General features: G+C 66.2%; 21 protein-coding genes and 1 tRNA gene. 5 read left to right on the top strand and 17 right to left on the bottom strand.

Annotated elements, in window-relative coordinates:
• Positions 1–10: 10 nt before the first annotated feature.
• The 5 genes from F8O08_RS07170 to F8O08_RS07150 form a co-directional block, all read right to left on the bottom strand.
• Entirely contained in the window at positions 11–976 is a 966-nt protein-coding gene (locus F8O08_RS07170) for a tRNA (adenine-N1)-methyltransferase (RefSeq protein WP_225732912.1), read from the bottom strand.
• An 86-nt stretch (positions 977–1062) separates the two neighbouring features.
• Positions 1063–1737, bottom strand: a complete 675-nt coding sequence (locus F8O08_RS07165) for an HAD family hydrolase (RefSeq protein WP_158038006.1) — start codon at positions 1735–1737, stop codon at positions 1063–1065.
• Positions 1734–3017 (bottom strand): cysteine--1-D-myo-inosityl 2-amino-2-deoxy-alpha-D-glucopyranoside ligase, encoded by a 1284-nt coding sequence (gene mshC / locus F8O08_RS07160; RefSeq protein WP_158042939.1) that lies wholly within the window; start codon positions 3015–3017, stop codon positions 1734–1736. Before mshC ends, F8O08_RS07165 begins: the two co-directional genes overlap by 4 nt.
• Positions 3018–3035: 18 nt before the next feature.
• On the bottom strand, positions 3036–3866 hold the full coding sequence (locus tag F8O08_RS07155; RefSeq protein WP_158038008.1) for an undecaprenyl-diphosphate phosphatase: 831 nt from the start codon (positions 3864–3866) through the stop codon (positions 3036–3038).
• A 150-nt stretch (positions 3867–4016) separates the two neighbouring features.
• The gene (locus tag F8O08_RS07150; RefSeq protein WP_158042938.1) at positions 4017–5396 is read right to left on the bottom strand and encodes a M20/M25/M40 family metallo-hydrolase; all 1380 of its coding nucleotides are present in this window, start codon (positions 5394–5396) and stop codon (positions 4017–4019) included.
• Positions 5397–5605: 209 nt separating this feature from the next.
• Between F8O08_RS07150 and F8O08_RS07145 the strand changes: the two genes are divergently transcribed.
• Positions 5606–5693, top strand: a tRNA-Leu gene (locus F8O08_RS07145).
• A 135-nt stretch (positions 5694–5828) separates the two neighbouring features.
• On the opposite strand, the gene F8O08_RS07140 is transcribed toward F8O08_RS07145, so the two are convergent.
• The 7 genes from F8O08_RS07140 to F8O08_RS07110 all read right to left on the bottom strand — a co-directional run bounded on the left by F8O08_RS07140 (position 5829) and on the right by F8O08_RS07110 (position 13092).
• The gene (locus tag F8O08_RS07140) at positions 5829–7115 is read right to left on the bottom strand and encodes a CynX/NimT family MFS transporter (RefSeq protein WP_158042937.1); all 1287 of its coding nucleotides are present in this window, start codon (positions 7113–7115) and stop codon (positions 5829–5831) included.
• The gene (locus tag F8O08_RS07135) at positions 7108–7875 is read right to left on the bottom strand and encodes a sulfite exporter TauE/SafE family protein (protein WP_158042936.1); all 768 of its coding nucleotides are present in this window, start codon (positions 7873–7875) and stop codon (positions 7108–7110) included. Before F8O08_RS07135 ends, F8O08_RS07140 begins: the two co-directional genes overlap by 8 nt.
• 54 nt (positions 7876–7929) lie before the next feature.
• Positions 7930–9225 (bottom strand): Dyp-type peroxidase, encoded by a 1296-nt coding sequence (locus tag F8O08_RS07130; RefSeq protein WP_158038012.1) that lies wholly within the window; start codon positions 9223–9225, stop codon positions 7930–7932.
• A complete protein-coding gene (locus F8O08_RS07125; protein ID WP_158038013.1) occupies positions 9218–9952 on the bottom strand; it encodes a copper chaperone PCu(A)C in 735 nt (244 codons plus the stop codon). The genes F8O08_RS07130 and F8O08_RS07125 overlap by 8 nt, the downstream gene beginning before the upstream one ends.
• 104 nt (positions 9953–10056) lie before the next feature.
• Positions 10057–10680 (bottom strand): copper resistance CopC family protein, encoded by a 624-nt coding sequence (locus tag F8O08_RS07120; protein WP_192497730.1) that lies wholly within the window; start codon positions 10678–10680, stop codon positions 10057–10059.
• 108 nt (positions 10681–10788) lie between these two features.
• The gene (locus F8O08_RS07115; protein WP_158042934.1) at positions 10789–11445 is read right to left on the bottom strand and encodes a hypothetical protein; all 657 of its coding nucleotides are present in this window, start codon (positions 11443–11445) and stop codon (positions 10789–10791) included.
• Positions 11446–11556: 111 nt separating this feature from the next.
• On the bottom strand, positions 11557–13092 hold the full coding sequence (locus F8O08_RS07110; RefSeq protein WP_225733601.1) for an acetyl-CoA hydrolase/transferase family protein: 1536 nt from the start codon (positions 13090–13092) through the stop codon (positions 11557–11559).
• A 154-nt stretch (positions 13093–13246) separates the two neighbouring features.
• On the opposite strand from F8O08_RS07110, the gene F8O08_RS07105 reads away from it, so the two are divergent.
• Positions 13247–13846: a histidine phosphatase family protein gene (locus F8O08_RS07105; protein ID WP_158042932.1), complete on the top strand. Its 600-nt coding sequence runs from the start codon at positions 13247–13249 to the stop codon at positions 13844–13846.
• 84 nt (positions 13847–13930) lie between these two features.
• On the opposite strand, the gene F8O08_RS07100 is transcribed toward F8O08_RS07105, so the two are convergent.
• A complete protein-coding gene (locus F8O08_RS07100; RefSeq protein ID WP_158042931.1) occupies positions 13931–15061 on the bottom strand; it encodes an alcohol dehydrogenase catalytic domain-containing protein in 1131 nt (376 codons plus the stop codon).
• Between the two features lie 166 nt (positions 15062–15227).
• On the opposite strand from F8O08_RS07100, the gene F8O08_RS07095 reads away from it, so the two are divergent.
• Positions 15228–16880: a helix-turn-helix domain-containing protein gene (locus F8O08_RS07095; protein WP_158042930.1), complete on the top strand. Its 1653-nt coding sequence runs from the start codon at positions 15228–15230 to the stop codon at positions 16878–16880.
• Positions 16881–16890: 10 nt separating this feature from the next.
• Here the strand turns inward: F8O08_RS07095 and F8O08_RS07090 are convergent, their stop codons facing one another.
• A complete protein-coding gene (locus F8O08_RS07090) occupies positions 16891–17778 on the bottom strand; it encodes an alpha/beta fold hydrolase (protein WP_158042929.1) in 888 nt (295 codons plus the stop codon).
• A 67-nt stretch (positions 17779–17845) separates the two neighbouring features.
• On the opposite strand from F8O08_RS07090, the gene F8O08_RS07085 reads away from it, so the two are divergent.
• Positions 17846–18553 carry an exonuclease domain-containing protein gene (locus tag F8O08_RS07085; RefSeq protein WP_158042928.1) on the top strand — a complete coding sequence of 236 codons (708 nt, stop codon included), beginning with the start codon at positions 17846–17848 and terminating at the stop codon, positions 18551–18553.
• A gap of 123 nt (positions 18554–18676) precedes the next feature.
• Here F8O08_RS07085 and F8O08_RS07080 read toward each other — a convergent pair whose 3' ends face one another.
• Positions 18677–18934 carry a type B 50S ribosomal protein L31 gene (locus F8O08_RS07080; RefSeq protein WP_158031502.1) on the bottom strand — a complete coding sequence of 86 codons (258 nt, stop codon included), beginning with the start codon at positions 18932–18934 and terminating at the stop codon, positions 18677–18679.
• Positions 18935–18997: 63 nt separating this feature from the next.
• A complete protein-coding gene (locus F8O08_RS07075; RefSeq protein ID WP_158031503.1) occupies positions 18998–19786 on the bottom strand; it encodes an ABC transporter ATP-binding protein in 789 nt (262 codons plus the stop codon).
• Positions 19787–19888: 102 nt separating this feature from the next.
• Between F8O08_RS07075 and serB the strand changes: the two genes are divergently transcribed.
• A complete protein-coding gene (gene serB, locus F8O08_RS07070) occupies positions 19889–20533 on the top strand; it encodes a phosphoserine phosphatase SerB (protein WP_225733600.1) in 645 nt (214 codons plus the stop codon).
• A gap of 37 nt (positions 20534–20570) precedes the next feature.
• Here serB and fabG read toward each other — a convergent pair whose 3' ends face one another.
• On the bottom strand, positions 20571–21287 hold the full coding sequence (gene fabG / locus F8O08_RS07065; protein ID WP_158031504.1) for a 3-oxoacyl-ACP reductase FabG: 717 nt from the start codon (positions 21285–21287) through the stop codon (positions 20571–20573).
• Between the last annotated feature and the right edge of the window lie 172 nt (positions 21288–21459).

Raw genomic sequence — 21459 nt, 5'->3', positions numbered from 1 at the left:
GTGTGACAGCCTACTCGGCTGCCCGCTGCTCGCGCTGACGCTGCGCCGTGCGCACCGACTTGCGCAGCTTCTTCTCAGACGTGTTCCGCGCACCGACCGAGCCTGGCGTCCAGACGGCCAGGTCGTCCGGGTCGAAGGCGTCTTTGGCCGGTCGGCGAGAGATCTCAGGGAGGTCGACCCCATCGGCCAGCCTGCGAGCCGACGTGAGAAAGCCGGTGTGACCGATCATCCGGTGCTCGGGGCGCACGGCGAGTCCCTCGACGTGCCACTCGCGTTCCATCGTCTCAGTAGCCTGCGGCACTGTGAAGCAGCCGCGATCGCGAATCGTCTCGGACACGCGCGACAGCTGCGTGACAGTCGCGACGTAGACCACGAGCACACCGCCGGGTCGCAGAGCCGCCGCCGCCGCGTCGATCGTCTCCCACGGCGCGAGCATGTCGAGGATGACGGCATCGGCCGAGCCGTCGGCGACCACCGCAGGCAGCTCCTGCTGCAGATCGCCGACCGTCACCGTCCAGTTCTCGGGGTGACGGCCGAAGTGTCCGCTGACGTTCGCATCCGCGATCTCGGCGAACTCCTCACGTCGCTCGAACGAGAACAGTCTGCCGGAATCGCCCAGGCTGCGCAGCAGCCACATGCTCAGCGCACCTGACCCGACACCCGCCTCGACCACCCGCGCCCCGGGGTGCACGTCGGCCAGCGCCAGAATCTGCACGGCGTCTTTCGGATAGATGATCGCGGCGCCGCGTGGCATCGACAGCACCTCGTCACGCAGCAGCGGGCGCAGCGCCAGGTAGCGCACGCCCTGTGTCGACTCGATCACGCTGCCGTCGGGAGCACCGATGAGGTCGTCATGACGAATCGCGCCCTTGTTGGTGTGAAACTCGGCGCCGCGCTGCAGAATCAGCGTGTGCATCCGGGCCTTTGGGCCGGTCAGCTGCACTTTGTCGCCGACGCGAAGGGCGCCGTGCTGCATCTCGCCTCCTGCGCTCGACGAGTCATGGGCGGTGGCCTCGTGCTGCGGTGCGGCTGGGGTGTGGTCAGTCATCTCGTCTGTCTCGTTCATGCGTTGTGCATCTGCTCTGCGACCGTCTGACGCAGCAGTGCGACGTCGACTCCCTGCAGTGTCTCCCACAGCAGATAGTCGCTCGATTCGGGCAGCGGAAGCACGCAGGGCACCGCGATGGTCAGCAGACCTGCAGCGGATGCGCTGCTCACGCCCGTCTGGGAGTCTTCGAAGGCGATCGTCCCGGCGGCACTCGTGCCCAAGTGCTCGAGCGCGGTGAGGTACGGATCGGGGTGAGGCTTGCCGCGTGCGACCTGATCGCCGGTGATCACGTGCTGGAACACGCCTGCGGGGGCCGCCTCGGCAATCGTGGTCGCTGTGTCTGCATGCGACATCGTGACGATCGACTGCGGGACGCCTGCGTCACGCAGCTCCTGCAGCAGGTCGAGCACGCCCGGCCGCCAGGGAATGCCCAGCGAGGCATAGCGGTCAGCCACGCCAGCGCTCACTGTGCGGATGACCTCTTCGACCGGCAGATCGACCCCCGCAGCGATCACGAGTCGGGCCATGACGTCGAGCGCCGCTCCCACGCTGGCCTTGGCATCCTGCTCGGTCCAGACGCCGCCGTGTTCGCCGACCAGGTCGACCTCAGACTCTATCCAGTAACGCTCGGAGTCGATCAGCGTGCCGTCCATATCCCAGCAGACGGCTTCGAGTTCACCGGCACTCATGCGACAGCGGCCTTTCTGGTCAGATCGATGCCAAGCAGCGCCTGCGCGGCGTCCGCGATGAGCTCCGGCGCCTCAGGGCTGTCGGCCCAGGCGTCGAGCACGCTGAGTGCGCGCGGCGCGTCGAGGTCGTTGGCCAGGGCCTGGCGAAGATTCGCCAGCACCGGGTTGTCGGCCTCACGACGGTGGTCGCTGCCCTGCATGGCCACCTGATAGGCGCTGCGCCACTCAGCCAGACGCTCCTGTGCCTTGGCCACGTCGGCGTCGTGCCACTCCCAGTCGGAACGGTAGTGATGTGCGAAGACGGCAGCCCGGACGGCATCCGGTTCGATGCCGGCGTCGCGCAGACGGTGTACGAACACGAGATTGCCCAGCGACTTGCTCATCTTGCGGCCTCGGTATGCGACCATGCCCACATGGCTGTAGATGCGGGCCAAGGGCAGCTCGTTGATCGCCGTGGCGTGGCCTGACGACATCTCATGGTGTGGGAAGATCAGGTCTGACCCGCCGCCCTGCACGTCGAAGTTCGGCCCGAGACAGCGTTCGGCGATGACCGAGCACTCGATGTGCCAGCCGGGACGACCGACCGGCAGCCCGATCACCTGCCAGGAGGGCTCGCCCTGTCGTTCGGCTCTCCACAGCAGTGGGTCGAGACGATCACGTTTGCCGGGGCGCTTGGGGTCTCCCCCGCGCTCCGCGAAGAAGCGCACCATCTGTTCGAGCGAGTAGCGCGACTCTTCGCCGAGCGTCCACGCGGCCAGCGCCGCGTCTGCGGCGCGCACGTCGAAGTAGATGTCCTCTTCGGCGTCTGGGCTCTCGACGCGATAGGCGAAGCCGCGTTCGATCAGTTCGAGAACCGCCTGACCGATCTCATCGATGACTTCGGTGACGCCCACGAGATGCGCAGGCGAGAGCGCCGACAGCCAGGCCATGTCGGTGCGGTAGAGCTCGATCTGTTGGGCAGCCAGGGCCTCCCAGTCGGCGCCGGTCTGCTCCGCGCGCTCCAGCAGCGGGTCGTCGACGTCGGTGACGTTCTGCGCATACTGCACTGCGACTCCGCTGTCGACCAGGGCCCGGTTCAGCAGATCGTAGGCGAGATAGGTGGTGGCATGGCCGATGTGCGTGGCATCGTACGGGGTGATGCCGCAGACGTACAGACGTGCGGTGCGGCCGTCTTCGGACGCCGGCTGCAGCGCGTCGCTCGCGTGGTCGTAGATGCGCACCGGGCGTGGGGCGGCCGCAGGGGGCAGATGGGGCGGTGCAGGTGTCGACCAACTCTTCACAGTACGAGCCTAACGTTCTCAGGCGGCGATGACGCCGGTGCTCAGCAGAATGATCAGCGTGATGCCGAGCACCACTCGGTAGATCACGAACGGCGCGAACGAACCGCGCTGCAGGTATTTCATCAGACGGTCGATGACGAACCAGCCCACGACGAACGACACGATGGTCGCCACCAGGGTCGGGAGGAACTCAGGAACATCATGGGTCTCTCCGCGAACCGACTCGATCAGCTGGAAGAATCCAGAGATCACCACGGCTGGTACGGCGAGATAGAAGGAGTACTTCGCCGCTGTCGGGCGATCGTAGGAGAGCCCGCGGCCGACGGTGGTCGTACCACCTGACCGAGAGACGCCGGGGATCAGCGCGAGCGCCTGACCCAGCCCCATGAACAGACCGTCTCGCAGGGTCAAGTCGCCGAGGTTCTTACGCTTCGGCGCCCAGCGGTCGACCACACCGAGAACGATGCCGAAGACGATGAGCATGATGGCCACGATCCAGAGACTGCGCAGCGTGGTCTCGATCTGGTCTTTGAAGAGCAGCCCCAAGACTCCGATCGGAATGGTGCCGATGATGATGACCCACCCCATGCGCGCATCAGGATCGTTGCGAGGAATGCGGCCGAACAGCGCTGCAAACCAGGCTCTGACGATTCGGACGAAGTCCTTCCAGAAGTAGACGATCACGGCTGCTTCGGTGCCCAGCTGGATGATGGCTGTGAACGCCGCCCCAGGGTCTTCTGCTCCCGGCAGGAACTCGCCGACGATGCGCAGATGCGCGCTCGATGAGATGGGCAGGAACTCAGTGAGCCCCTGCACCAGTCCGAGGATGAGGGCGTCGAGGATGGACAACAGCACACCTTTCCGGTGATCAGCACTTGGTGATGTCAGGCACGGACGCGAAGAGCGCGCCACGGCAGGCCCGTCGACTTCGCACGGGTGCCGCACACCAGACTAGACCACCGACGGCGGCATCCGCCGAACCGGGCGTCACGGGTTCGGTCAGTACCGTTCGAGCAGATCGCCGAGCACCTGCTCGCCGAACAGCAGCGCCGAGAGCGGAATGCGCTCGTCGACCGCGTGATACGAACCCGGAAAGTCGAAGTCGTCTGGCACTCGGGTCGGCACGAACCCGTATCCGGTGATGCCCAACCGAGTGAGACTCACGTTGTCGGTGCCGGCGTTCAGCAGATATGGAAGCACGACCGCCTCGGGATCGTGCTGGGCGATCGACTGCTGGATCGCCTGAACGAAGTCGCCGTCGAACGGCGATTCGTATCCGATGCCCTGTTCGATGATCTCGATGGCGACGTCGGGGCCGACAGCCTCACGAACCCGCGCGAGCACCGGTTCCTCCTGTCCGGGCAGTGGGCGCACATCCACGAGTGCCTCGGCCGACGCCGGAATGACGTTCTGCATGTACCCGGCGTTGATGACAGTGGGGGTCGTGGTGTTGCGCAGCGTGGCGCTCAAAAACGGCTTCGCGAAGCCTGCGGCGGCGACCACGTCTTCGGGCGGTGTCGAGGCGGGCAGTCCGGCCAGATCGCGGATGCCCTCGACCAGCGCTCGCGTCGTCTCGGTGAGCTCGATCGGCCATTCGATCGCCCCGATCGCAGAGACCGCTCGCGCGATCGCGGTGACCGGATTGTCGTTGTTCACCGCCGAGGCGTGACCCGCCGTGCCGCGTGCTCGCAGCCTCAGCCAGGTATGCCCCTTCTCTCCTGTCTGCAGAAGATACGCCCGTCGGCCACCGACGGTGATCGTATAACCGCCGACCTCGCTCAGAGCCACTCGGGCCTCGGCGAAAAGCTCTGGATGCTGGAGCACCAGCCAGGCGGCACCGGCCGAACCACCGGCTTCCTCGTCGGCGAAGAACGCCAGGATGACGTCGCGTCGCGGTCGTCTGCCCTGCTCGGTGAAGTGCTGCACGTTCGCCAGGATCAGACCGAGCATGTTCTTCATGTCGACGCTGCCCCGCCCCCACAGGCAGCCGTCGCGAATGACTCCGGCGAACGGATCCACGCTCCAGTCGCTCGCGTCGGCCGGCACCACATCGGTGTGTCCGTGCAGCACCAGCGGAGGCAGCGTGCTGTCCTGCCCTGGCCAGCGGGCGACGACGCTGGGACGCGCCGGAGCATCCGGCGTCGCCTCGGGACCGACGATCACGGGTTCGAGCCCCTGCGAGCGAAGGAATTCTGCGATGTAGGCCGCCGCCGGTCCCTCTCCTCTGGCATTGCCGCCGCCGTAGTTCGTCGTGTCGAAGCGCACCAGGTCACGGACGATGCGCACCACATCCGGCAGATCGGCGTGATTGTCGCCATGACGCGCAGCGCCGACGTGTGAATCTGAGGGAACGCCTGCAGCGTCGTCATGAGTGACCATGACGAAATCGTATCCTGTCGCACGCCGGTGACTGCTCCTGGTCGACCACGAGCGTCATCTGACCGGCTTGAGACATGCCCGGGATGCACGGGTCGCGGTCACCTCGGATGCCCGGTCTCAGGCCGATGCGCCGCGACGCACCCCGTCGGTTTTCTCACTTCGGGGCAAACGTGCTACTGTCATCTGGTGCCCTGCGGGGCACAGCACCAGCCCGGGTGGCGGAATAGGTAGACGCGCTAGCTTGAGGTGCTAGTCCACAAATTATCGTGGGTAGGGGTTCAAGTCCCCTCTCGGGCACAGAACGAAGCCCCTCGGAATCATCGGTTCCGAGGGGCTTTTCGCATTCTGCCTGGGGTCTGGGCATTATTCCTTGAGTCTGGGCGTGACTCGCCGGGCCGGCCCGACGGTCTGGGCACGGCGGCCGGCCCGATGTCAGCGACGTGCTGAATCGCCGACGTAGCCGGGTCGAGTGCCGATGACTGCGAACGGCAGTGAGATCGCGACGCAGGCCAGCAGATAGGCCAACGGCAGCGTCCATCCTCCCGAGAGATCATGCAGCAGACCGAACAGGAACGGCCCTGCGGCGGCGATGAGATACCCGACGCCCTGGACGAACGCGGACAGCTGCGAGGCATGCATCTGCGTACGCGCCCGCAGCGGGATCAGCACCAGGATCATGCAGAACGTCAGTGGGCCGAGACCGAGCGCCGCCACCCAGAGCATTGACAAGTGGCCCGGTGACACCATGAGCCCGATCAGACCGACGGCGAAGCAGACCGTCGACACCGCCAGCAACGGGCGAAGCGTCGCCTGGCGGGAGGTCATCGGAGGTATGACCACCCCGAGCAGAATGCCGAGAGCGGTGAACAGCGACAGTCCGAATGCTGCCGAGGCCGCGTCGACGCCGGCGTCGCGCAGCAGCGCAGGCAGCCACGCGAACATGGCATAGACGACCGTCGACTGGGCTGCCATCATGACCGCGATGCCCCAGCCCTGCCAGGTTCGCCACACCGCCAGACTCTCATCAGGCGCGTCTGCGGCGCTGACCGCGCTGCGGTTGTCGACGTTCGTGCCGCCGGCGGCGGTCTCTCGCATCGCAGCGGGGGCGGGAGCCTCGCCTGGCTCGGACGCGCGCCGGCTGCGACGGCTGGTCAGGATCACGACGCCCCACAGCAGAGCGGCGAGGAAGGCGGGCACGGCCCATGAGGCGAGTCCGATCCGCCAGCCGACCGCATGGGACAGTACGACGATGTAGATGGGCGGCACAGCGGTGCTGAGCCCGAGCGTGATGCTGTAGGCCGAAGTCATCGTGCCCACATGACGTGGAAAGAACAGTTTGATGGTCGGCGGTGCCACGATGTTGCCGACCCCGATCGCCAAGAAGATGAGTCCGGTGCTCAGGCAGAAGGCGAGGTCGCTGTTCGTCGACGCGCGCAGCACCTGGCCCCCGGCCGTCACGACCATGGCGGCGCCGGCGAGCGCCGGAAGCGACATACGTCGGACGAGCAGCGGAGTGATCAGACCGGCGCCGGCGAAGAGCAGCTGCGGAAGTGCACCGATCACTCCCTGCATGACCGTGTCGAGTTCGACGTCTTGGTTCACCAAGTCGACGATCGGCGACAGAATCGTCGCCGCGCCCCGCAGATTGAGCGCAGTGAGCACGATCGCGCAGGCTGCAAGCAGGCGTCGCTGCTGCTGCGCAGGTGGAGCGTCAACCACGCTTCAGGGCCTTTCTCACCATCTGCAGAGCGCTCAGCACCAGCAACACGGCGAAGAGCGCCATAGCCAGGCGCGTGTCGATCACGTGTACGAGCCATCCGCCGAAGATGGTGGTCAGCGACCCCGGAAGTCCGACAGCGGCGGCCAGTCGCAGACTGACGTTGTGGTTGCGCAGGTTGCCGTACGTGCCGCTCACCCCGCTGGGGAGCATCGCGATGAGTGAGGAGCTCTTCGCCAGATTCGGGTCGAGGCCGAGCGTCAGCACGAGAACGGGAACGATGATCAGGCCGCCCCCGATTCCGAGCAGCCCCGCCAACGCACCCACGAGCAGGCCGAAGCAGACCAGCAGAGCCACCGTCAGCGGCTGCGGCGCGAACCCGGTGCCCTCGACCGGCAGATCGACGAAGAGCCGAACCGCCGTCGCGATCATCGCCAACGCGAAGAAGAGCTGCAGCACCTTCGGTTTGACGCGCTGCAGCAGCCAGGTGCCGAGAAACGCCCCGAAGAACGACCCGAAGCCGATGGCGAGACCGGGAACGAGATCGATCGTGCCATGCGAGGCATAGGTGATCACCCCGACGATGGCGATGGGAACGGTCGCAGCCAGCGATGTGCCACTGGCCAGACGTTGGCTCAGCCCGAGCATGACCAGCACCGGCACCATGATGATGCCGCCGCCGACGCCGAAGAGCCCGGAGAGCACCCCGGCGAACGCTCCGAGCACAGCGCCCTTGACCATCAGTGATCGCGTAATCTTCACCGAACCAGCCTAGACCAGCCGGAGGCATCTCGGATCACGACGCATGGGTCGCGCTCAGTCGAGCACTGTCTCGCCGACGTAGCCGCCCACGTCGCAGCCCGGAGGAATCGCGAACGTGGCGGAGCCGATCGGCACGGTCCACTGGTTGAGCAGATCCATGTCGGCGAGCGACTGCTGCACCGGAACGAACTGCTGCATGATGTCGGCCTGCCAGGCACCGAACAGCAGCCCGACGTCGGCGACGCCCTCGGCATCCACACCGTCGTCGTAGCTGTAGCCGCGACGCAGGATGCGCACCCGGCCGTCGGCCTGACGGGCGCGACGCATGTGTGCGGCAAGGTCGATGACCGGAAAGCCGACGGAGTTCTTGGCGTCGAAGTCCGGCTCGTCGAACTCATCGGTGCCGGTCAGCGGGGCGCCCGAGCCGAGACGGCGTCCGACGCTGTTCTCTCGGCCGACGGGGTCGACCTCGTCCCAAGTCTCCAGATTCATCCGAATCCGACGAAGAACGAGCGTGGTGCCGTTCTCTGTCCACGGGGCGAATCCTCCCGATGCGCCCCACACCTGCTGCTCGAACGCGTCGGTGTCGGGACGGGGGTTCACCGTGCCGTCTTTCTGCCCGAAGAGGTTGCGCGGCGTGGCCGTCTGCGGCTCGCTGTGCCGGGCTCGTTGAAAGCCCTGCTGGCGCCAGGCCACCGTGGCGAAGAAGCGCATGTTCTTGATCATGACCCGTTCGGTGTGCGAGAGGGTGATCGGATCGTCGCTGCCGATCATCAGCAGAAGGTCTCCGCCGCTGAACTCCGGCCGCAGACGGTCGATCGAGAAGGCGGGCAGGCCGCCCACCCCGGGTGGCGGGGTACGGCCTGCCAGTTCGAACACGCGCGCTCCGAAGCCGATCGTCACCGTGAGCCGCGCGGCAGGCGTCGCCAGATCGGGGTCGCTCATCGCCAGCGACGGCACGCCCCGAGTCAGACGAGAGGCGTCGTCGCTGATGATGCGCAGTGCACGCCGCAGCTGCTCGACGCCGGTCTCCGGGCGCAGTGTGAAACCGAGGTAGCCGATGTGCGCCGGGGCCGGGGCCTCTACGGCCGCCTGTCGGCGACCGTAGAAGGCCACCGTCTCGTCCCCGGTGACCACGGCATCCGCCGAGGGCGGCCCGGCCGGCGCGATACGCTCGCGAACCGCCCAGCCGCCCCCGGCGCCCACGACCAGGCCTGCCGCAGTCGCTCCGGCGCCGGTCAGCAGACCGCGCCGGGTGAATCGACCGGCGCCGCCGGAGGAGTGAGTCGCCGAAGCCGACGAGCCGTCAGACCTCGACGGCTCGCTCTCCACGGGGTCGTGGTCAGCCATGGTGGTGCTCCGACATGCCGTCGCCGTTCGTGGCAGTCGGCCCGTCGTCGTCCATCTTCATGTTCGGGTCATCGGTGTAGCTCTCCTTGGCGCCGGTGTACTGACGCACCGGTGCCGCGAACTGTGCTGAAGTCCCGTCTTCGAAGTGCAGAGTGATCGAGACGCTGTCACCAGGCTGCAGAGACTTCTGCAGCGACATGAGCATGATGTGGTTGCCGCCGGGCTGCAGATCGAGCGCACCGTCGGTCGGAATCATGAAGCCGCCCTGTTTCTCGCGCATCGTGGTCGAGCCTCCGTCAGCGACGGTCTCGTGCAGCTGGGTCATGCCAGAGGCATCTGACTCGGCAGAGACCAGATGCAGGCTCTGCCCCGTCGTCGAGTGCAGAGAGGCGAATGCGGCCGTCATCGGATGCGCGTCGCCGTCAGCGTCGACCGCTTTCACCCAGGGATCGCAGATCTGCACCTCGCCCGCGGTCTCGCACTGCTGTGCGGCCGCCGAGTTCGAGGCGCTGTCGGAGGCGCTGTCGGAGGCGTTCGAGCTGTCCGAGCTCGACGAGGCCGCGCAGCCGGAGAGCATGCCGACGGCCAGCGCGAGGCCGCTCGCGGCCACGCCCCACCGCCTGGCGGGGCCGCCGCGATGCAGGGTCTCGGCCGTCTCGATCGCACGCTGATCTGCTGTGATGCGTCGGGTCTGTGCCGACGACTGTAGGTTGTCGTTGTTGTTCATGATGAGTTCTTTCGGGTTCGCGGAATGCGCGAACCGCAGTTCGCCCGTTCCGCTGTGTCTGTTTCTGAGGGAGGTGGAGTCGAGAGTCGCTCGACCCCACACCGTCACCTCTTGGTGCGGCGGCTGCGCCGAACGCCCAGCACGATCGCTGCCACGCCGATCACGACGACGACGCCGGTGATCACCCAGGCGACGATCGCGCCGCTGTGATCGACGTTGTCGCTCTGGTCGTCGGTCTGCGCGTCGGCTGATGCGCTCGGTGCGGCGGATGTGCTGCTCGCGCTCGCGTCGGGTGTCTCGTCGGCCGCTGGGGCGTCTGGCGACGCGAGGTCGAATGTGAACGTTCCTTCGACGGGATGCCCGTCACTCGAGACCACATGCCAGGCCACGGAGTAGGTGCCGTTGGCCGTGATCGTCACCGGCACGGTCACGACCCTTCCCTCGACTGCCGCCAAGCCGTCGCCGGCGACCGAGGCGCCGTCCGGTCCGTGCACCTGAATCTGGTTCGCGACGCCGGTGAGCACATCGTTGTTGAAAGTCAGTGCGACCTGAGTCGGTGCGGTCGTCAGCGCCGCTCCGGCTGCCGGGTCAGACGACACGAGAACGTCATGGGCGTGTGCGCGGCCTGTCGCCCACGGCTGCAGTGTGAGCAGCAGACCGACGAGCAGCGCGATCGCCGCGGTGAGCGTGGTTCGCGTGCGCGCAGGCGCGATGAATTGATTGTGCATTGAGTGGGTCTTTCGTCTGAGTTCTGAGAACCGATGCCGCATCTCACCAGGAAGGAGCGGGCTGACGCGCGAGACGGCGTCAGCGTGCGGCACGATGATGTGCTGGATTCAGAGAAAGACGGGTGGTCCGCGCAGCGTGCGGACACTGCCGAAGCAGCGACGGCGCAGGGTGTGCGCAGCGTCGGCGAACGACGCCTGCAGCAGGCGCGCTGTCGCACCCGCAGGCTGCAGGGCGAGCGTCAGCCAGGCGACGACGCCGCTGAGCAGCCGAGTCACGAGGCGTTCCGTGCTGGGCAGCATGCCGAGCCAGAGCAGACAGAGAACAATGGCAAGACCGTGGGCGACCAGCATGGTGGGACCCATCGCATGAGCTGGCAAGGATGCGATCGAATGCGAGAGTGGCGTGTCCGACATCGACGTCATCACCGCCGAACCGGCACCGTGATGGTGGGCGCCAGCCACGGCGACAGCCGGCGGCAGCCCTCCCCCTGAGAGACTCGAGGCGCTCTGATCGAGGCTGAGCAACACGTGAAGGATGCCCTGTCCGAGAGCGACTGCCAGCACTGCGGAACCCCATTGGCCCACGCACCGCAGAGCGAGCATCAGCACGGGCGCAGTGAGCACGACGGCAATGACCAGGGCGAACGCAGACGGGGCATGATGTTCGACCGCTGTGTGGGCAAGCCACCCCACAGAGACCGAGAACACGGCACTGAGGTAGGCGCGCGGCACTCTGTGCGCGCTCGACTGCCTCTGCCTGTGCATGATGGGCTCAGTCTATCGGTTCTCACGGATGATGTGAGCGGCGCAGACGGAGACAGGGGCGTGAGCCGTACCCGGCGCACGCCCCTGTCGTCCAAGGTGCTGCTGTGCGGATCAGTCCTGCTTCATCGATCCGGTGTCGAGGAAGCGCTGGTGCCAGCTGAGCGCCTCGGGCAGGATGTGCGGCGTCTGGCCCGCGTTCGGCTGTGCGTTGGCACGGTCGAAGTAGTCGCGCAGCTGGTCGCGGTAGTCGGGGTGCGCGATCGCGATCATGGCCTCCGCGCGCTGACGAGGCGTCTTACCGCGCAGATCGGCGAAGCCGAACTCCGTGACGACCACCATGGTGTCGTGCTCGGTGTGGTCGATGTGCGACGCGAACGGAACGATCGCCGAGATATTGCCGTTCTTCGCCGTCGAGGGGCTCAGGAAGATCGAGATGTAGCCGTTGCGAGCGAAGTCTCCCGAGCCGCCGATGCCGTTCATCATCTTGGTGCCCATGATGTGAGTCGAATTGACGTTGCCGTAGATGTCGGCTTCGAGCATGCCGTTCATCGCGACGACGCCGATGCGACGAATGAGCTCGGGGTTGTTCGAGATCTCTTGAGGCCGCAGCAGAATGTGCTTGTTGTAGAAGTCGATGTTGTCACGGAACTCGTCCACCGCATCGGGGCTCAGTGAGAGCGCCGTCGCAGAGGCGAGCTCGACGGTGCCTGACTTGATGAGGTCGAGCATGCCGTCCTGGATCACCTCGGAGTAGCACTCCAGCCCCTGGTACCCAGCACGCTCCAGCCCCGCGAGCACAGCGTTGGCGACGTTGCCGATGCCCGACTGCAGCGGCAGCAGCCGCCCCTCGGGCAGACGTCCGGCGGCCTCCTCCTGTTTGAAGAACTCGACCACGTTGTCGCCGATGGCCTTCGAGCATTCGTCCAGCGGAGTGAACTTGGTGTTGCGGTCGCCGCCCTCGGTCTCGATGACCGCGACGACTTTGTCAGGGTCGACCCGAAGACGACCGATGCCGATGCGGTCGTGCGCCGTGTTGAGCGGAATCGGCTGACGATTCGGCGGGGTGCCGATCGAGTAGTAGACGTCGTGCACGCCGTCGAGCTGCTCAGGCTGCCACTCGTTGACCTCGAGGATCACCTTGTCGGCCTGCTCGATGTAGGTCTTGTTGTTGCCGAGCGAAGTCGAGGGAATCAGGTCGCCGTTCTCGTCGATGCCCGAGATCTCGATGACCGCGAAGTCCAAGTGGTCGAAGAACCCCTCTTCGACCTGCTGTGCCAGATGTGAGAGATGCGTGTCGATGTAGCCGACCTCGCCCGAGTTGATCTGCTTGCGCAGAGCGCCGTCGGTCGAGAAGGGAGTGCGAAACGAGATGGCCTCCTCTTCGGCGAGGATGCCGTCGAGCGCATGGTCGGTCGATGCCCCCGTGTACACCTTGATGCTGAAATTCTGCTCGTTCGCATGCAGTGCATGCGCCCGCTTTGCGAGAGCCTCGGGAACCGCCTTCGGATACCCGGCACCCACGAAGCCGCTGAATCCGACGGCAGCGCCGTCGTGAATCAGGGCCGCAGCGTCGTCGGCCGTAACGATCTTGCTGCGGAAGATCTCGCTACGGATACGGTCTGTGTTCTTAACGTCATTGGTAGCCACGCTTCTCATGCTAGCCCACTGGCATGAGGGTCCCCGACCGCCGCCGATGAATCGTATACAGAGTCTGCGGATACACTGATTTCGGCTCATTCAGGATCGTTCGTCCAGAGTCGAGCGACGGACGCGTGTGCGGCGGGAGGCGAGGAAGGTGCTCATGGATACGACCCTGTGTCTGGTCAGGCACGGAGAGACCGACTGGAACGCGGAGCACCGCATCCAGGGAGGCACCGACATTCCACTCAACGACACCGGCCGTGCTCAGGCGCTCGCCGCGGCACAGGAACTCCGGCGCCATTATTGGTCCGGGGTCTACTCCAGTCCGCTGTGCCGAGCCTTCGAGACCGCCGAGATCATCGCGGCCGAGCTTCGTCTGCCCGCACCGCTGCGCATCCCAGCGGTGCATGAGCGCAGGTTCGGCGAGATCGAGGGGCTCACCCTTGAGGAGCGCATCGCCCGATTCGGCGACGAGAGCGAGGTGCCCGGGCTCGAGAGCCGTGCGGACGTCGTCGCTCGCGCACAGCCAGCGCTCACGACGCTCGCTCACCAGCACCCCGGCGAGCAGCTGCTGATCGTCTCGCATGGCGGTGTGATCGGGTCGCTGATGCGCTTCGTGACGGATTCTCGGCGCCCCCGCCCACAGGAGTACATCCACAACGGAAGTGCGAACGAGTTCAGCGTCTCACCGACCGGTCACTGGTCGCTGAGCCGCTATGACGCCCGCCCTGGACGCACGGAGTACCGACCGGTTCCCTGAACCTCCACACCCGAGAAGAGGCGAACGGCCCCTGCAGATCGTATGAATCCGCAGAGGCCGTTCTCATCACGACTGCTCAGCTGCTCATGCAGCAGCAGCCTCGCCCGCACCGTCGAAGAGGATGACTTGACGTACGGCGCGGCCGTCGGCGAGTTCGTCCATCGCTTCGTTGATCTGGTCGAGCGTGATGATTCGAGAGATCAGCTTCTCGACGGGCAGCTTGCCGCTGCGCCACCAGTCCGCGAACTTCGGGATGTCGCGTGAGGGCACTGCGGAGCCCAAGTAGCTGCCGATGATCGTACGGGCCTGACCGGTTATCACCGTCGGCGAGACCTCTGAGCGCGCGTCAGGATGCGGCAGGCCGACCGTCACGGTGCGTCCGCCCGGCTTGGTCGCCCAGAACGCCGTCTCGAATGCCTTGGGGTGTCCGGCGCACTCGATGACGTGGTCGGCCTTAATCCCCTGCTCGGCGACCTCGGCCGGCGTGTAGACCGCCGTCGCGCCGAGCTCCAGAGCGCGCTCGAGCTTGTCGGGCAGTGCGTCGACGGCGAGCACGTCGCCCTTGCCGACCGCGAGCGCCGAGATGAGCGCCGACATGCCGACGCCGCCGAGTCCGACGACCATGACGCTGTCACCGTCATCAGGCTGCACGGCGTTGAGCATGGCTCCTCCGCCGGTCAGCACGGCGCAGCCCAGCACTGCGGCGATCTCGGGAGGCACGTCGTTGCCGACCGGCACGACCGAAGCGCGGTCGACGACGGCTCGCGTGGCAAACCCGGAGACTCCGAGGTGGTGCTTGACCTCTTCGCCGTCTCGGGTCAGATGATGTGTGCCGTGCAGCAGCACGCCGGCTTCGTTCGCCGCAGTGCCAGGCACGCAGGGCAGACGCCCGTCAGTGGCGCATCCCTCGCACTCGCCGCAACGAGGCAGAAAGGTGAGCGTCACTCGGTCGCCGATGCGCAGGTCGGTCACCTCGTTGCCGAAGGCCTCGACGATTCCGGCCGCCTCGTGTCCGAGCAGCATCGGCACCGGGCGGGGGCGATTGCCGTCGACGACGGAAAGGTCTGAGTGGCAGATGCCTGCGGCCTCGATGCGCACGAGCACCTCGGTGGGCCCCGGGTCGGTGAGTTCGAGTGTGCTGACCGTGATGGGCTTCGATTCGGCGTACGGACGGCTGCGTCCGATCTCTTCCAGCACGGCTCCGGTGATCTGCATGATGGTGCTCCTCTGCTCGCCGTGACACTGCGCGCTGGCAGTTCACGGGACTCCGTTGTCTTGGCGTCGGTCTGCCCCGCTGTGGAAGCAGATCACTACTGACAATACGAAGATCGCAGAACTGCAGCGATGGCACGCAGACCATATTTGAGGGACAATCATATGCGTGACGCACAACCTCGCGCAGGGCAGAGAACAGTTGCAGCAGGTGCTGCTCGACACCGCGGCAGATCTCACCGAGCTGCGCGATCTGGAGGCGGTCCTGCAGGCGATCGTGCATCGCACACGGGTGCTTCTCTCGACCGATATGGCCTATATCAGTCTCACCGATTTCGAACACGGTGAGACGTACATCCGTCATGCCGAGGGGGTGATCACGCAGGCCTATCGAACGATCCGACAGCCGTTGGGCACCGGCGTGCTCGGGCAGGTCGCCACGGGTCTCGCCCCGGTCCAGTCCTCGAACTACGCCGAAGACCCAGACATCGAGCATCTCGCCGAGATTGACGAGATCGTGCAGGGCGAGGGCGTCCAGGCCGTCATGGGCGTACCCCTCACCGTCACCGGACGCGTCATCGGCGCTCTGCTCGTGGCCGAACGGCACAGTCGTCTCTTCTCAGCCGCTGAGATCGCGGCGGTGGACTCACTCGGACGCTACGCCGCGATCGCGATCGACAACTCCATGCGTTTCGAATCGCTGACCAGGCTGGTCGAGCAGCTCTCCAGCCGACAGCGCCGCGACGCCGACGAGCTCGCCCTGACCACTCACGTGCTCGATCTGGATCGGCGGCTCATGGAAACGGTCATGGGCACGCCGGACGCCGAGCACCTGCTGATGATCGGCCGGTCGGCTCTGGCCGTCGATCTCGCCTTCTACGACGCTGACGGCTCGATGGTCGCCGCCACTTCTGGCCGTGCGCCCGAGGCTGACGCGCAGTCGTACGTCTCTGTCGTCGCCGCAGGTGAGACGCTGGGACGAGTCGTCGCAGATCGACTGCTCAGTGAGACAGAACGCACTCTGCTCGAACGGGTCGCCGTGCACCTGGCCCTCGCGGTGCTCTTCGAACGGGCCGAAGAGGATGCCGACCTCCGTCGTCAGTCCGAGGTCGTCGAAGACATCATCGACGGTCGCGAGCACTCCCGTGAGCGCATCGAACGCCGTCTGAAGCACTGGGGCATCCGTTCTGGGGAACCGCTGCTGTGCGTCGCGATCGAAGTGCCCGACCAAGACCGTCGCCGTCTGCTGCAGCTGCTGAGCGGCCTGCGAATGCGATGCGTGCTGATGTCGTCGCACTCGGGCCATGTCTGCATGGTGACGGTCGACACGCAGTGGGAGCAGCGCATCCGCGCCCTCTTCGCAGCACGCGGGTGGACGCTGAGAGCCGGCGTGGAGGGCCCCTTCGACGACCCGAGGCTCATCGGCAGCGGGCATGAACGAGCCGAGCTGGCGCTGCATTCACTGGACACTCTGCAGCGCGACGGCGTCGTGCACGGCGAGCAGCTGGGGCTGCTGGGCGTCGTTCTCGGTCTGGCTCGACGCGGGCAGACGCCGCAGTCGCTGACGGCGCCGATCGACGGCTTGATCGCCTACGACCACGCACACCACACCGATCTCACGAACACGGCGTACGTCTATCTGGAGTCCGAGGGCAACACAGCGCTCACCGGTGAACTTCTCACCGTGCACCGCAACACCGTTCGCCAGCGGCTCGAGCGCATCGGCACGATCCTCGGTGCAGGCTGGGACGCCTCGCCTCGCAGGCTCGGCGTGCATCTGGCCCTGCGCATCCGCGATGCCCAGGTGACGCTCGATCACTGACCGATCAGACTCACGCCGGTGCGCACACGAACGGTCGCACCCAGCTGTCAGCCTGGCGCCAAGCCTCATAGTGCACAAGATGACCGACTCCCTCGACGACCTCAAGACGAGCGTTCGGGAGAGCTTCGACGAACGCGCGCTGCGACGTGAGCGGCACGATGTCGTCGCGGTCACCGGCGATGACGAGCACGGGCATGGTGAGCGCGTCGGCATACTCCCCCGTGTCATGCGTGATCGAGGTGTGGAAGGCCTCGAGCAGACCCGATGGAGAGTCGAACACCGAGAAGTAGGCCTGGTGCTGAGCATGGATCCATGCTCGCAGCCGAGGGTCATGCGTCTTCGCCATGATCTCGCTCATGACCCGCACGACGAGTCGCATCGAGAGCACCCGACGCGCGGCGCCCTCAGGAAGCAGCGCGGTGAGCCGGTAGTAGCCGAGCGCGGCGAGGCTGCCGAGACGCTGCGGCCCCTGCAGGGCCGGCTGGCTGATGGGGTTGATCAGCACGACTCGGCTCGGCCGCAGACCGGCGGCGACGGCCGCGCACACCACGATCGACCCGAACGAGTGACCCAGCACCGGCGCTTCGGACAGCCCGATCGCAGCGGTGAAACGTCTCAGCCAGGTCGCATACGCATCGATGGTGTTGCCTGCGGCGAGGCTCTCTGACTGCCCGAAGCCGGGCAGATCCGGCGAGATGACCCGCAGATCGGGCGCAAGGCCCTTGGCGATCAGATCGAGGCCCTCATGGGTGCCGCGGAATCCGTGCACAAGCACGATTGTGGGCGTGCCCGCGCTGTTCGCGCACGATTCGTCACCCGACTGGTCGGATGGCGTCTCGCCGTAGACCCAGTATGTCGTGGTCGTGCCGTCGATCACCGTTTGCTTGCGCTCAGCCATCCGCTCAGTCTACGTCGCACCTGTGGGCGTTCCGCTCGTGTCACAGGTCGCCGCTAGACTTCAGCACATGGAAAACACCCCGAAACTGCCTGAGTGGGCACGCGACCTCTTTGTCTTCGACACCGAAACGACAGGGGTGAACACCGACACCGCGCGCATCGTGAGCGCCTATATCGGCAGGCTCGACGCATCTGGAGCCGTCACCGCAGAACGCTCATGGCTGATTGATCCAGGAGTGGAGATCCCCTGGCAGGCGCAGAAGGTGCACGGCATCAGCACCGAACAGGCTCGGGCCGAGGGCCAGCAGGCTCCCGAAGCCGTGGCCGAGATCGTGGCCGCTCTCCGTACGGCACTCGAGCGAGGGGTGCCTGTGGTGGCGTACAACGCCCCGTACGACTTCTCGATCGTGCAGAGCGAGGCGCTGCGCTATGGCGTCGCCCCGCTCGTCAATCCGAGCCCCATCATCGATCCGCTGGTCATCGACAAAGCCGTCGACACGTATCGCCGTGGCAAGCGCACACTCACCGTCACGACCGAGCACTACGGAGTGCGGCTCGATGATGCGCATCATGCCTCCGCCGATGCGCTCGCCGCCGGCCGTCTTGCGCAGGCCATCGCCCAGGCATACCCGCAGCGGCTCGATGTGAGCGCCCAGCAGCTGCACACCGCCCAGATCGGCTGGGCTCAAGAGCAGGCCGACAGCTTCATCGACTACATGCGCAACACACGCGGAATGACCGACTTCTGGACGAGTGGCAGCTGGCCCGTCCGCTGACGGAGGCTGATGCCTGTGGGCACACCGGGCGGGCGGTGTGGGAACACACCCCACAGCCCAGAAGACACAGAAAGAGGGACGCCATCTCTGGCGTCCCTCTTTCTGCTATCGCGTGCGAGTGGCTCAGGAAAGCTTGCCGAAGCCCTTGTACCGCGAGTTGAACTTCTCGACGCGACCGGCCGAGTCCATGATGCGCTGCTTGCCCGTGTAGAACGGGTGCGACACCGACGAGATCTCGACGTCATAGACCGGGTAGGTCTTGCCGTCGGTCCACTCGATGGTCTTGTCCGACTTCACCGTCGAGCGGGTGAGGAAGGTGTCGCCGCTCGCCAGGTCGCGGAACACGACCGGAGCGTAGTCGGGGTGAATGCCTTTTTTCATTGAGTGATCCTTTTGTTCGTACTCAGACGATTCTGCACGCGATGCGCATAAGCCAAGCTGACACTATACCAGATTCGCGCGCGCTGCGTAGCGTCCCTCGTTCTCGGTCACAGTCAGCGGCAGCCCGTACAGCTCGCTGAGCCTCTCGCTGATGACGACCTGGTTGATGGGCCCCTGCCGCATGACCTTGCCGTCTTTCAGCAGCAGAGCGTGCGTGAAGTTGCGCGGAATCTCCTCCACGTGATGTGTCACCGACACCAGGGCGGGTGCGCCGGGGGCAACGGCGTACTCCCCGAGCAGCTGCAGCAGCTCTTCGCGTGCGCCGAGATCGAGATTGGCCGTGGGCTCGTCGAGCAGCAGCACCTCAGGGTCGCTCATCACCGCTCGAGCGATCTGCACACGCTTGCGCTCGCCGTCGCTCAGCGAGCCGAAGCGACGGTGGCTGAGCGGCTCGAGCTGCCAGTCGCGCAGCATTGAATGCGCACGGTCGAGATCGAGTTCGTCGTACTTCTCGTTCCAGCGCCCGGTCACGCCATAGACGGCCGTGAGCACGGCGTCGAGCACCGATTCATTCGCCGGAATGCGCGCTCCAGTCGTCGACGATGCGACGCCGATGCGGGGTCTGAGGTCGAAGACGTCGACACGCCCGAGCTGCTCGCCCAGCACGCGCACCTCCCCCTTGCTGGGGTGCAGCTGAGCGCTCGCCACGTTCAGCAGCGTGGTCTTGCCTGCGCCGTTCGGGCCGAGCACCACCCAGCGCTCGTCGCCTTCGACGCGCCACGAGACGTCGTCGAGCAGGGCGCGGCCAGAGCGCCGCACGCTGACATGCTGAAGATCGAGCACTGTAGTCATGGGCTCCAGCCTAGAACATGCCTTCGACTTCTTGGAACGCCGCACCGTGTGTTGACGTCACCCGACGAGCCTGGGGTGACGTCCTGCCGGTAGACTGGGCCGGTGACCGTCTCAATGCTCGTCGTGACCGATGTCGACTCCACGCTCATCCAGGACGAGGTGATCGAGCTGCTCGCCGATGCCGCCGGCGTCCGTGCCGACGTCGCGGCCGTGACCGAACGGGCCATGCGCGGTGAGATCGACTTTCGTGAGAGCCTGACCGAGCGTGTCGCCACTCTGGGCGGTCTGCCCGAGTCTGTGGTCATGGATGTGGTCGGCCGCGTGCGGGTCAGCCCCGGCGCCGAGCAGCTCATTTCGGCAGTGCATGCGCACGACGGCCGCATCGGGGCGGTCTCCGGAGGCTTCAGCCAGATTCTCGAGCCGCTGGCCGACCGTCTCGGCCTCGACCTCTGGGCGGCCAATGTGCTCGAGATCGTCGACGGGCGACTGACCGGGCGGGTCAGCGGTGAGATCGTCGACGGTCAGCGCAAGGCCGATCTGCTGACACAGTGGGCCGCGGAGCTCCAGGTTCCGCTGGCACGTACTGTGGCGATCGGCGACGGAGCCAACGATCTGGTCATGATGAGCACGGCCGGCACCTCGATCGGCTATCGCCCGAAGCCGGTGGTGGCGGCGCAGGCCGACCATGTCATCCTGCCGCCCGCCGGGCTGGACTCAGCCGTGCCGTACCTGCCGATCGGCGACTGACCCCGCCGCTGCCGCAGAAGGCCGGAGCCTCGGGGCGTCAGTGCCCCATCCCGAGGCCGCCGTCGACCGGGATGACCGCCCCGCTGATGTAGCCGGCGTCGTCTGAGGCCAGCCAGGCAATCGTGCGCGCCACGTCGTCGACCGAACCGAAACGCCCCGCAGGAATCGCTTTCAGGTACTCGGCCCGCTGCTTCTCATTGAGCTCTGCCGTCATGTCGGTCTCGATGAAGCCCGGGGCGACCACGTTCGCCGTGATGCCGCGTGCCCCCAGCTCGCGCGTCACCGAGCGTGCGATGCCGATGAGGCCGCTCTTGGCCGCGGCGTAGTTCACCTGGCCGGCTGAGCCGTAGAGGCCGACGACGCTCGACAGCAGGATGATGCGCCCCCAGCGCGCCTTGATCTGCCCCTTGACCACGCTCTTGATCGAGCGGAACACCCCGGTGAGGTTGGTGTCGATCACCGATGAGAAGTCGTCCTCGCTCATCCGCAGCAGCAGCGTGTCGTGCGTGATGCCCGCGTTGGCGACCAGAATCGCCACCGGACCAAGCTGCTGCTCGACCTCGGACACCGCCGTGTTCAACGACGCCTGATCGGTGACGTCCGCATGCACTGTCAGTGTGCCCTCTGGCCCGGAACCGTGCCGAGCGGTGACGGCGACGGGATACCCGCGGCGCACGAACTCCTCGGCGACCGCTCGGCCGATGCCGCGATTGCCTCCGGTGATCAGAACGACGCGTGCTTCGGCTGCAGACATGAGGGGCTCCTTGTGATGATCGATTCGGCGAGAGGGATGCGACATGGCCGAGACTGATCGGCCCATGCCCGCTGCATCCGTCTTAGACTATAGTCACGGGCGTGTGTACGCTCGCGTCACCGGCTTCTCAGGTCGGTGCAGCGCAACGGGAGCATCTCTGACCCGATGCGTT

It is taken from the genome of Pseudoclavibacter sp. CFCC 13611 (assembly GCF_008831225.1).
GTDB lineage: Bacteria > Actinomycetota > Actinomycetes > Actinomycetales > Microbacteriaceae > Pseudoclavibacter_A.
This window is presented reverse-complemented; position numbering and strand designations above follow the sequence as displayed.